7 protein-coding genes are annotated in these 12,917 nt (G+C 40.3%); all 7 read right to left on the bottom strand.

Translation table 11 applies throughout. The features are described from left to right. Positions 1-14 precede the first annotated feature (14 nt). Positions 15-2,456: a zinc-dependent metalloprotease gene (locus ACIQXP_RS04760; protein ID WP_387504674.1), complete on the bottom strand. Its 2,442-nt coding sequence runs from the start codon at positions 2,454-2,456 to the stop codon at positions 15-17. 67 nt (positions 2,457-2,523) lie between these two features. Further along, positions 2,524-3,465 (bottom strand): putative zinc-binding metallopeptidase, encoded by a 942-nt coding sequence (locus ACIQXP_RS04755; protein ID WP_387504673.1) that lies wholly within the window; start codon positions 3,463-3,465, stop codon positions 2,524-2,526. A 22-nt stretch (positions 3,466-3,487) separates the two neighbouring features. After that, positions 3,488-4,990: a RagB/SusD family nutrient uptake outer membrane protein gene (locus ACIQXP_RS04750; RefSeq protein ID WP_387504672.1), complete on the bottom strand. Its 1,503-nt coding sequence runs from the start codon at positions 4,988-4,990 to the stop codon at positions 3,488-3,490. A gap of 7 nt (positions 4,991-4,997) precedes the next feature. Beyond that, positions 4,998-8,558 (bottom strand): SusC/RagA family TonB-linked outer membrane protein, encoded by a 3,561-nt coding sequence (locus ACIQXP_RS04745; protein WP_387504671.1) that lies wholly within the window; start codon positions 8,556-8,558, stop codon positions 4,998-5,000. Positions 8,559-8,774: 216 nt separating this feature from the next. Further along, entirely contained in the window at positions 8,775-9,932 is a 1,158-nt protein-coding gene (locus ACIQXP_RS04740) for a FecR family protein (protein WP_387504670.1), read from the bottom strand. A gap of 67 nt (positions 9,933-9,999) precedes the next feature. Beyond that, positions 10,000-10,581, bottom strand: a complete 582-nt coding sequence (locus ACIQXP_RS04735; RefSeq protein WP_387504669.1) for an RNA polymerase sigma factor — start codon at positions 10,579-10,581, stop codon at positions 10,000-10,002. A gap of 242 nt (positions 10,582-10,823) precedes the next feature. Continuing rightward, entirely contained in the window at positions 10,824-12,638 is a 1,815-nt protein-coding gene (locus ACIQXP_RS04730; protein WP_387504668.1) for a beta-L-arabinofuranosidase domain-containing protein, read from the bottom strand. Between the last annotated feature and the right edge of the window lie 279 nt (positions 12,639-12,917).

The raw sequence follows: 12,917 nt of genomic DNA, 5'->3' as shown, positions 1-12,917 counted from the left end.
CGAAGATTATTCTGTTATTTTTTTCCCTTCCATTGTGAGATCATGTCTGCAATAGCATTGAGGTGTTCTCTGGAGTTTTTATCTGTTTTAACTTTAAGGGATATCTCACAAGCTGCTGCAACTTTATCAATTTGTTGCTTAATCAAAACCGCTACATCATTTTCATAACTTGCCGGGTTATAAACCGCCGTTAAAAGCAGGCTCACATAGCGTTGTTGTAACATCCTTCGGTATGCAGAAATAGCTTCAGAACTATTTAAATTTGAAAAAAGACCTGTATACATGTCATCGAAAAATTCTGCAACAGTATAGCGTTGTTCTCCTACCATACGTTGGTTTCTGCCGATGGCCGAAAATTTGTAAAAAACCCTGCCCATAAAAGCCCCGTAATCTGCTGCTACTTCGCCCGAAAAAATAAACCTCGTTTTATCTGTGATTTCTTTCGGGAAAAGCCATTGAGGCTCATTGAAATAATAATCGTTAATAAAGGCCATTGCTTCTTTCTGTAAATCTCTGCTTACAGGAACATAATTTGATCTTCCCTCTTCTGTTAGTGCATTATCAGCATATCTTCCACCAATATTTTTTAGTACATGAGCTAAATATTCATTATATCTACTGGCTACGGCGCTGTGCATGCGCTTCATCATGGTATAATTGTCGTCATCATTATCTTCAAGCCATACCGCTAAGTTTTGCATCATTACCTTTAAGTTCTTGATGGCTAAGGTTCCCGCTTTCATCGCGTTGCTGCCCATGTCTTCAGATTGAATTCTTGGATCAAAAAAGTCTCCTTCCGGGAAGTATAGGAATCGGGGATCTTTACGCATTTTGCTCACCCAACGTTTCAGTACTTCTGCATCCTGTTCTGCATTTTGATGTTTAGGAAAAATTTTATAGCCCCACTCAATAGCAAAATCGTCATAAACGCCAATCTTTGGCAATAGTTCTTCTGCTTTGAAACCATCTTCTGGCTGCGCTACATAGTTAAACCTTAGGTAATCCATAATCGACGCACCAAAACCATTTTTAGCAACGAATGAACGTTTACGCACACTGTCTACATCATAGCTGTGGCTACCTGCAAAGTCATGTCGAAGGCCAAGTGTATGCCCCACTTCATGGGTAATTACCATTTGTGCCATTCTGCCCATAATCTCTTCTGACAGCGGTAGTTTTCGGGCTGCAGGATCATTTGCTGCACAATTAACGAAGTACCATCGTTGCAATAAATCGGTTATATTATGAAAAACGGCCACATGTGAGCTGAGAATCTGTCCAGAACGTGGATCAATCACCATCGGTCCGTAAGCATTAGCTGTAGTAGAGGGTTTATAAGAAATGACCGAATAGGCAGGGTTATCTATAGAAAAATCGGGATTTTCTTCCGCAGTTGGCTCCATTTTAGCCACAATGGCATTTTTAAAACCTATCCGTTCAAAAGTTTTCTGCCAGGCATTTACCCCTGCAATAAAATAGGGGCGTAAATAAGCTGGGGTATTTTTATCAATATAATAAACGATTGGAGATGCCGGCTCTACCAGTTCACCCCGATTAAATTTATCGATATCTTGTGGCTTCGGCTCAATTTTCCATCGCGTAGCATAATTTCTGTCCTCAATATTATTAGGATTTTGTGCATAATCTCTGATAGCACGTGCAAAATAACCAACACGCTTATCTGCAAAACGTAACCGCATAGGCTTTGCCGGCAGCAAATACCAACTGGCTCCTACTTCCCAGAATGTAGGTCCGGTCATTTGTTGGGTGTTACCTTGATCTGAACCTTGTTCCGGGGAGCCCATTGCATTTGGTTTAGGCGTCACCGCACCAGCACCATACGCCCTAACAGAACGAAAAACTAAACTGTTAGCAAAACCAGCTACGCCTATAGGACGAGATAGGTTACTTTGGTATGGCCCTAATGATAATTCATCTTTTGCACCGCTGAGCGATAAGAATGGCATATCACTATTCAGTGTATTTGTAATATCGATCAGTACAGCTTTGACATCCTTCGCCACTGGATTAAAAGCTACGATAATTGACGCCACCTTGTTTTTCAAGCTAGCTTCATAGGCACTCTGCTTTGTTGGCTCAATATAGAACTGTGCTTGCTCCATGTTCAGGGTTTCTCTAAATCCTTTGTTAAATTTGAAAACCGCTTCATGTACAACGTCGCCGGCAAAGCCAAAGCGCTTTGAGGGATCTCGCGATACCTGCGCAGAGCCTTTATTAATAACAATCATGGCCAGGATATCTCTGTTAAGCAGAGAATCCGGAACTTCCAGGTAATATTTGTCATCTTGCAGGTACACGTTAAATACACCGGTATATTTAGATGCATTGGATTTGACAAACTTTTGGATTGACGGAAGCTCTGGCATTGTCTGTGCTATTATCGATGCACTTACAAAGAGCTGTCCGATTAGCAACAATTTTTTTAGTAGTTTCATTCACTTTTGTTAAAAGCACTGCCTGTTTTAGGTTGAGCAGGCAATGCTTAATTTATATTAGGTTAGCTTAAAGGCCCCTTGTTGCATTACCGATCGTCTGAAGATCGACACCATATTCATTGATAAAATAGTTTCTCACGATGTTATATCGTCTTTTTATCTGGCCTGCAGTATCTTTAGTAGCATTTAGCATTCCAGCGGGCGTACTATCTGTATTGGCCACCGAAGCATTTAACTGGGGGGTAGAGTAGCTAACCATTGCAGTGATATAGGCGTTCCAATCCAGCTGAGCCGAAATATTTGAGGTACCCATAATTATCCCCCTGGTATAGGCTTGTGCAAGTGTAGTTACATTGCTCATGTAATCGGCACTACTGGCAAAATCTGAAGTTGGTGCAGATAATCCCCTGGCAAAAATGCTTTGCATAAAGATTAGGTTAACCTTGTAAATAAAAGCCCGTTGTTCAGCAGCAGTCATGGAATTTACCGTTGCGTCACCATAATTCACCTGAATGTTGTCATAATTATAAAACGCCGCTATTTTTTTTGTTCCTTTGGTAGCCATGAAAGTCGGCGTAAAAACATAAGTGGTAGAAACAGAATCGACTTTTTTACAAAGCATGATCTTAACCGGGAGATACTGTTTTAGAAATTTATCTGAATAAAAGCCAAACCACTTGCTTTTAATCAGCGCGAGTTGAGATGCGATATATGCCGGATCAGATGCATCCACTTCTGCACCAGCAGACCATACTCCGTTAGTTGATACCGGTTTTTTCCAGCCGGTTGGCGTCCAATACACATCTTTTTCAGAAAACTTATATAGCATATAAGTTCCGTAGTTATTGTAATAATCTGATATGGTCTGATCAAATGCATTATTACCCTGAGGAACTTTATAGGTGTCATCTATACCAGATGGAGCAAGTTGCTCATTTTCTTTTTTACAAGAGGTGATCAGAGTTGCCAGCATCAGGGCAAATAAGATCAAAAAATTCTTTTTCATCATTCTTCTATTTTCTTAATGAGTGCTATTTAGGATTTTGAGAAAGGTCCGGATTATTATTTAAGGCGTTAAATGGAATCGGAAGTGCATAAAGCAAACTGTTTGCAGATAGTGTATAAACAGTAGATACGCCATCGGCACCTGTGAAGCTATGCGTTACCGGAATGGCCCATCTTCTGATATCCTGCCATCTGCAATTACTCTCTAAAGCCATCTCCCTCCTACGCTCCTGCTGATAAAAAGTCAAAAGCGCTTGTGCGTCGGTGATTGATACGGGAACATACGCCGTATTTCTGGTATCGTAGCGATTACTTCTTAAGTAGTTAAGATCGGCAAGCGCTTTGAGCCGATCGGCATCATTCCCAGTTAATATGAATCGCCTGATTAAAGCTTCTGCCCGGTTGAGGTATACTTCAGACACCCGGAAGCCGGTACTTCCACCAACCGAATTTGCAGAAGATTTAGCCGATGCGTACGGTGCGGAACCATTCTTCGTAAAATACATCTGATAGCGTAAATCTCCATAATTGGAGCTGTTCGGTCCCTGTTCATAAAGTGAAATTAAAGACTGTGATGCGCTATATGGAGTTGCAGATCCTCCAGTTATAGTTGGAAAATACGTTCCATCCAATCTGGAATTCCCACCGTGTACCCATAAAACTTCCACATTTCCCGGATCGAAAATACCTGTACCTGAAATCGCATTGTTTGCCGTGAAGAATGATGTTAGCGGTGTTAGCGTACTCTTTTCTGCCAATACCAACTCTGCATAACGAATCACCTGATCCAGGTCTTCATTTCTACCTTTTAACAGATAAAACCTTGATAAAAAAGCATTTGCTGCTGGCGCCATAATTCTATATGGGGTGGTGGCTATGGCATTGTTTTTTAAAAGATCAGCAGCTTCCAGCAAATCTTTTTCAATCTGATCATAGGTTTGTTTTAGTGTTGGCCGCGTAAGTCCGCCATCCCTTATCTGACTGTTTAAAATCAGTGGAACACCCAATGCAGTTTCTGGATTGACACCATTGCCGCTATAGGGTAAGCTGTAGGTGGTAACCAATTTAAAAAGGTAATAAGATCTTAGAAACAAACACTGTCCTTTAATTAAATTCTTTGCTTGCTCCGTACCAGAAACATTTGCCAACTGATCAAGCACAACATTACATCCTTTAATTTTACTATAACAGTTCTCATACAAGTTTGCCCCACCAGGTATGATACTGCCAGCATCAAACATAGCCGGACTAAAGGTGAACATTGCAATGCCATTGTTAAATGGCGTTACATAATTGGCAACAGGTATACCATTTGTAGTGGCCAGTCCATTACTTTGTACATCATCGGTTAGCAGATCCAGATTATCCAATCTTGTGCTGTACGGGTATGCATCGCTGTACATTAGTGCTGCAAGATCATTAGTTGTACTCGGACGCATCTCATCCTGACTATACTCTGTTAGAAATTTTTTACATGAACCGAATACTGCACACAACAATATCAGGAAATATATCATCAACTTTTTCATATACATGCTATAAACTTAAGTTCAAATTAAAAGTAAATGTTCTGGTTCTGGGTTGTTGTCCGATAGCCACCTCTGCATCAAGGCCATTGAAATCTTTACTATTAATGGCAAAAACATTAGATATACCCGCACCGATATTAATGTTCTTGGTTTTTAACCGTTGCACTACAGAAGCGGGAAGCGTATAACTCAAATTGATATTATTGCAACGTAATGCAGTGGCACTAACTACCCGGGCAGTACTATAATTGTACATTTCAAATGGTGTTGGAGCCGTTCCTCCGGAATTAGCTGTTTTTCCTGGCAACATTACTGAAGGAACTGAACTATCCGGTAACCGTGGTACGCTACCATTTGGATTAGATGTAGACCAGCGATCTAACAGCTGACGGGATAAGTTCTGATATTCTGTTGGCAGATTATTTACGAGTGTATATAGCGGAGACAGAAACTTCTTGCCTCCAACCTGCAGGTAAAAGCTCGAACTTAATGTTAACGTTTTATATCGAAAATTCATCCCTAAACCAGATGTAAAATCAGGATCCAGCTTACCTACATACTCCATATAAGACGTTGGATCCTGAGGATCAGCATTTGGCTTTAGAGAAAGATCGAAAGTTGGATAGCCATTTGATGGATCTATACCGGTATATTTAAATGCGTAAAATCCAGATACAGGCCTATCAAGAGCCGTTAGTGTTCCGGTAACCGCTGTTCTCCAGCTCACCAGCTGAGGGCTTACTTTTACAACACTGTTCATATTTTTTGAAGTGTTCAGTGTTACATTCCAGCTGAAATTTTTAGTACGTACCGGAACGAAGCTGGCCGCCACTTCATAGCCTTTATTATTGATTGCTCCACCATTAACAAGCGTATTGGCAACACCGTATTCTAAAGGTACACTCAAACTGGTAATCAATTCGCGCCCACGTTTGTTATAATATTCGAATGAACCTGATATCTTATTGTTAAAAAGGCTAAAATTAAGCCCTAAATTCATGCTTGCATTTTGTTCCCATCGCAAGTCTCCATACGGTAAGGAACTAATGGTAAGTAAACTTTCACCTGTAAAGGTATCGGTCCCACTAGCTGTTGATCCTGTAGGTGTTTTAATAATTAAATCAGGGCTTACATTTGCAGCGATGTTTCTTTGATAGCCAAAGGTACCACTAACGCTCAGGTTGGATAGCCAATATGATTTGTTAAACCATTTTTCATTGGCTATGTTCCATCTCACTCCTCCAGCCCAAACCGGATTAAATTTTTCTCCGGCAAACTGTCCGAAACGGTTTGAACGATCATTCCTTACACTGGCATTTACCACATAACGGCCATCAAAAGTATAACTCGAAGTGAGGTAAAGGCCCATGGTATTCAACAGCCGGTCTGTTATTTTCGGAGAAAATTTGGTCAGGAAATCGTTGTTTGTAACAATTGTACCAACGGAAAAGGTTGTTGGTATAGTTGCAAATGATTTTCCACGATCTCTGAGATATCCTAAAGTAGTATTGGTATAGCCCAGGTATTTTGTGCTGCTCAACTCGTGGCCAAACATGAAGTTAACCACATGTTTTCGGTTAAATACCCTACTGTATGATATGCTATTTCTCCAATTCCATACGGTATTGGTTGCCTGGTCAATACTATATTCACCTCCTACCGGTAACTTACTCTGCCTGTAGCCGGCATCAGTCGGTTTAAAAGTCCCGTAGTTATTATTTCTATAGGTACGGGCTACATATTCTGTTTGCTCTGTGGCATAAGATTCGCCAACGGTAGAGCTAGAACTGTAGCTGTACAGAGACTGAAAATTAAGCCCCTCAATGATCTTATAATTAGCATTAACAAATGAATTAACCGTTAATACCTTATTAGTATTACCTGTCTGGTCTCTTTCATTAAGAATATTATAGGCATAACCAGAAGCATTCGGATAAAACACCAAGCTTCCATCTTGATTTTCAGCTCTTATTGCTCTGTTTGTACCCTTTGCATAGCTATATGGGTCTATCTGGTAAAAGCCATTTGCCTGATTTTTTGATGTTGAAAGGCTAGCATCAATTGTTATTCTGTCTGAAAGCTTAGTACTTAACGAAATTTTTCCGGTTATTGCGGTAGCATCATTCCCCCTGGCTGTTCCAGACGAACTGTTATATCCAAAAGAGGAGTAATAGCGCGTATTTTGGCTGCCACCTGAAATACCGAAATTATGAGCGTTACTAAATGGCACCCGATAAAGTAAATCAAACCAATCGGTGTTGACTGTTTCCATATCTCTCACCCTCGCATTAAACTCATCGGCAGATATCGATTTTTTAAATAAATAATCGTTCAAGGCACCCGCATAACCTACTGTACTGTTCACGTAAGTAGCGGTTAAACCATTGGTAAAGATTTCTCTTGATACTGCTACCCGCTCTTTTGAATTCATCAAGTTTAACTTGTCTGCGGTTACTTTTTCAGTTGTACTAAAGTTTGTTGAGTAATTAATTACAGGCGGCCCTACCCTTCCCTTTTTAGTCGTAATTACAATTACCCCATTTCCTGCCCTGATACCATATATTGCGGTGGCAGAAGCATCTTTTAATACGGTAACGTCTTCAATATCCATCGGATTTAACCAGCGGATTGAATTACCAACGAAGTTTCTGATAAAATCAATGTTATCAGAATTGATCTCGCCATTACTGTTAAGACTTTGCGCCTTAAATGGAAGTGGTTCTTCCTGAATTACTCCATCAACTACCCATATTGGCTCCTGAGAACCTGATAAGGTAGAAGTTCCACGAACACGTACGGTCTGTTTGGTCCCGATAAGGCCACTGGTGTTGGTTACTACCAAACCGGCTAGCTTACCCTGCAAGGCCTGTTCAATAGTATTTACACCGTTTAAATATAAATCTTTAGCGTTTATGGAAGCTGTAGACCCTACTACATCCGATTTTTTCAGGGTCTGATATCCGGTAACTACCATTTCTTCCATTTCTTTAGCCGCCATGGAAAGCGTTACGTCTATTACAGATCGGTTGTTTACAGCTACCTGTTTACTTTCCATACCGACAAATGAGAAGATCAAAGTGGCTGGTTCCTGACTGATTACATCAATTCTATACCTACCCTCTTTATCCGTTGCAGTTTTTACATTTAACTCTTTTGAAAATACAGTAACCCCAGGAAGTGATCGATTTCCGATATCGGTAACCCTTCCCGTAACCAAAAGGTATTTACCGCCTGGTTTCGTTATTGAAGGCCCTACTTCCTGCATAGGTTTGGATTTAATAACAATCGTTTTATTCTTAATGGAATAACTTAGCGGCTGGTCTTTAAAACACGCTGCCAATGCAATTTCGAGAGAAGCATTTTTTACATTTATGGTTACCGGTGTCGTTTCGCTGATATGACTTGAAGTATATACGAAATCGTATCCCGTCTGTTTTCTGATTTCTTTGAAAACATCGACAATTTTGGCATTATTTTTTGAAATAGTTACTGTTTGCGCTTTACTGATACGCAACTGAAAGACAAAAATGGTAAACAAAAGTACGACTACCTTTGCTATAAAGCCCATATTTAGCCCAGTTCGACAGGCGCATGGCCTATCGTACAATGAAATGGATTTTTTCATACATTTGAATGGAATACCACATGCGGGCGCAATGGTATCCTGGTTTGTTTGGTTGTTTGGTTTAGTTGAATATATTCTTCATTATACCGCTCCAAATTTACTGCCGGGGGTGCTTCATCTCACCTCCGGTTCTTATTTAGAACGTAGCGATGTAAAATTTTATGGCATTACAATTACCCTCCTTCCTTCTATTTTAAAACGTACTCCGCCTGTTTCTTCCAGTGATGAAAGCACATCCTGCAAGGGTTTATTTCTGGAAATGGCCCCGCCGAAATTTTCCTTAGTAACCGGCCCATCATAAACTACTTCTATATTATACCAGCGGGCAATATCCTGCATAATCCGTTCAATCCCCTCATTGCTAAACTGAAAATTTCCGTTCTTCCAGGCAATGGCCTCTTCAACATCCACTTTATTGATATGAATAAGTCCATTAATAACAGTTGCCTGCTCGCCGGGAACTATTTTTTTAGCAGTATTACCATCTACCACTTTTACGCTGCCCTCCAGCAATGTTGTTTTAAGTGATGGTTCGCTACTGTAGGCCCTGACGTTAAAATGTGTACCCAATACCTCGATCGCTTTATCGTTAACCGTAATGACAAAAGGCTTTCTTTTTTGAACACCATTAACAGAGGTCTTTACTTTTGCCACTTCAAAATAAGCCTCGCCCTGTAACTTTAAATGCCGCTCAAAGCTGGATGAGAAGTTTGCAGGCAGCACAACACTACTTGAAGCATTAAGCCAAACTTTTGTACCATCTGGCAGTTCTACCTGATAAGTACCGCCATTTGGTGTTTTAATCTCCATCGCTTTGGTCACAGCACTCGTTTTATCTAAAACAATTCCACTTCCATCCATATATTCCAGATCAGCGGAATCAATTTTTAAACCGAGCTTACTGCTGCTTAACTGCAAAATTTTACCGCTTGACAATTTTAACGTAGCTGTATTTGTTCCGGGTACAATCTCCATATTGGCTGGATCAGCAGATCTGAGAAAGCTCAGCCAACCCGATTGGTAAGCCAGAAAGCCAAAAGCGAAGACCAGTATGGCTGCCGCACTTGTAAACCAGATGGGGAAAAATTTAGATTTTAAAGGTTTTATTTCTTCTTTAATCCCAATACCTATTTTGGAATAAATACTTTTTTCCAGCTCATCAAATCCGGTGTAGCTGGTTTCCCGAAGATCGAGTTCTTCATCATTAAATGAAGCATACCATTGCTCGTAGAAGGCTTTTTCTTCAGGCGTAGCAGTTCCTTGTTGCCACTTAAAGGCAATTTCTGGTATGGAGTAGTTTTTGTCGCGTTGATCCAATGGTTTGTTGATTTAACATATAGTCACATCAACAAGGCCTAACCCTACATTAAATTTAAAATAAATTTTATTTTGATAGCAGATACAAAATAAAGGGCAGCCCGGCACCTAATTTACCCCTTAAAATTTTTAGTGCCCTGGTGATGTTGGCTTCGACAGTTTTTTCAGATACATTTAATTCTTCAGCTATTGCGGCGTTAGACTTATAGTCTTCCCTGCTCATTTTAAAAATTAAACGGCATTTGAGTGGGAGCTCATTAATGTGCCTATCCAATTCCTTCCTGAGTTCCCTTTCTGAAAACCATAATTCCGTAGTATCTACACCCTGCTCTGCAATTTCATCAAGTGAATTTTTTCTGCCCTCATTAAAATATCCCCTGCTTTGCTTGTTAATGACCTGGTATTTAGTGGCTGTACTTAAATAAGTATGCAGGCTATACCTGATCTGCAGATTGGCACGCCGTTTCCAGAGACTTAAAAATACTTCCTGTACCACTTCTTCGGCCTCGGCCTGATTAGCCAGGCGATGATAGGCTACCGCAAATACTTTATCCCAAAACCTGCGGTATATTTCCGTAAATGCACCTTGATCGCCATGCTGCAAATGGGAAATTAGCTGGGTATCCGAAAAAGATTCATAGCTATTCATAACCTTAGGGAAAGTTTAAGCAAATTAACTTATAAAACATCAAAAACCAACATACAGCGCCATTATTTCGGCAAAAGTATAGTAATGGCAGAAGAAAACCGGGTTTATGCTAAAAACTTCATATCTATAGGTTTGAAACAGGATTCATTTTATATTTTCCACAGCCCAGAATTACATATCAATGATATGCTAAATTTGCTTTAGGCCTGGTGAAACGACCAGATTAAATTTAGACATTCACATCAATAATTCCTTAAAGTTGCGTATACTCCATATGTCTGGTTACTGATCTCATAAAGTGGGCGCAAAGTAAAGGTGTTATCAGCGTTACGAAGTTTAAAAACATCACTCCCCTCAGGGATCAAATTTTTTAGGATTTCCTGCTTAGTTCCTTTTAAAATAAATTCTGTATCCGTTTCTGCTGCCAAAAGTGTTGGTCCATAAAATATAGCAAATACATTTTCATCATCAGGCATGGTTTTAAGGTAAAAACGGTAGTGAAAAACCAGCTTAATTTGGTCGCCAGCTTTCCAGTTGCGGTTTATGGATAAATAAGTACCCGCACTTGGGCTGTCAGCTTCAAGTTTTCCATTGATATAAACCGCTGTTCCTTCAGCCCAGCCCGGGATAAGAAAATTTAATTTTAAGGCCTTGGCTTTAGCAGATTTAATGGTGAATGTAACCGTAGAATCGGCAGGGAAGTTACCTTCCTGCTGAAGTATAAATTTATGCTCCTTCCAATTTAAAGTAGAAGGCACGTATAAGTTGATCCATACTGCAGCAGCATCATGATAATAAATTCCCTTATTTAGCGATGCAAAAGCTTCAATGGAAGTTCCGTTACAGCACCTGAAGTCGTCATCTTTTAAAAATTTCTTTTCTCTTGGCGAACCAAGCGGCAAGTGGTACACTACCGCGCCTGTATTTCCATTTTGCAGGGCCATTACGGCATTATAAAACGTATTCATATAAGTTTCGGCGTAAGCAGGTTGCTGATCCTGGCAAAACAGGTAACTGGTTAGTTTTTGACTATTATGCGATACACATGATTCTGCAATCTCTTTAGTCATGGTATTGCTTAAATGATCTGGAACGCCCCAATGTTCTGCCGTAAGTGATGTTGGGCTGGTTACATTTGGCCGCGGACCGCTGCTAGAGCCATTGGCATAGGCATGATGGTGCATCAGCATATTCCAGAAGTTTTTCGCCGCATCCAGATACACACTTTCGCCCGTAGTAAACGCACGCTGTGCAAAACCGTTTACCAGAACGAGATGGGTATTGGAGTGCAGCCCCGAAAGGATATCCTGATTTTCGGCCAGCGGACGGAAAAACCAGTCCCTATCAAATAGTTTTGCCAGTACGAGGTGTTCAGGCTTATGAGAGACGTGATACAGGTTATACATCACCTCATTCATCGGACCTACTTCATTGGCCGGATTAGCACCAACCGTGTATAAGATCTTTTCAATGCTTTGTTGATCCAGCCGTGCCATTCGATTTTGCACATAACTGGCCATTTGATTAACCATATCGTAAGCCTTTTCGTTTCCGGTGTGCGTGTAAACATCTAAAAGCCCCTGCATAATTTTATGGTAGGTATAATACGGAGCCCATACATTACCAAATGTTTTTTCGAGGGTATCAAAGTCACGTTCCGGAAAAGCACTCAGGTAACCTTTACCTAAAGCCTGCTGGCATTTATATAATTCATCAACTATATAAATTAGTCTTTGGCGCAATAAAGGGTTTTTATGCTGTTCTACCAAAAGTGCAACTGCAGAAAGGTAATGGCCGGTAAAATGCCCGCGAAGACCGATGTCTGGTGCCTCCCATCCACCTAAAGGCTTTGACTGTGAAGTTAGCCCCGCATTGATTTTAAAATTATGCAAAAGGCGATCGGCATCAAGCGTTAAAAGATAGCGGGTATTCAGTTCTTCACGGCTTTTTATCCATGAAGGGTCTAATCGAACATCATTAGCCTGAAATACAGATACGCCTGGCGCATGATAGGTCGTTTGTGCGCGGATATATTGCGACTGAAATAAACAGGCCATCGAAGAGATGATTATTCCGGAACGTATTTTTTTTACAAACCTTTTTTTTAGAGATATCATCAGCAATTAAAATTATGTTTCTTATTAAACGCGGTTCGATTCTTAAATATTCAGAAAGGTTCGCCGTCAAAGTTGTATCATCAGCATAAAATTGTTATCCCGGGGGATAATTTATTATATACGAACCAATATGAGTGATAGTAGCATTAATGGGAATAAACCTCTACGGGGATCGTCATTGTGAGGTGGCTTTTTCAGCCGCCGAAGCAATCTTTATAG

The organism is Pedobacter suwonensis (assembly GCF_044762335.1).
Taxonomy (GTDB): Bacteria; Bacteroidota; Bacteroidia; order Sphingobacteriales; family Sphingobacteriaceae; genus Pedobacter.
This window is presented reverse-complemented; position numbering and strand designations above follow the sequence as displayed.

Coding starts and splice junctions, on each gene's coding strand:
- ACIQXP_RS04760 (WP_387504674.1), bottom strand. CDS start 2,456: ATGAAACTACTAAAAAAATTGTTGCTAATCGGACAGCTCTTTGTAAGT.
- ACIQXP_RS04755 (WP_387504673.1), bottom strand. CDS start 3,465: ATGATGAAAAAGAATTTTTTGATCTTATTTGCCCTGATGCTGGCAACT.
- ACIQXP_RS04750 (WP_387504672.1), bottom strand. CDS start 4,990: ATGAAAAAGTTGATGATATATTTCCTGATATTGTTGTGTGCAGTATTC.
- ACIQXP_RS04745 (WP_387504671.1), bottom strand. CDS start 8,558: ATGGGCTTTATAGCAAAGGTAGTCGTACTTTTGTTTACCATTTTTGTC.
- ACIQXP_RS04735 (WP_387504669.1), bottom strand. CDS start 10,581: ATGAATAGCTATGAATCTTTTTCGGATACCCAGCTAATTTCCCATTTG.
- ACIQXP_RS04730 (WP_387504668.1), bottom strand. CDS start 12,638: ATGGCCTGTTTATTTCAGTCGCAATATATCCGCGCACAAACGACCTAT.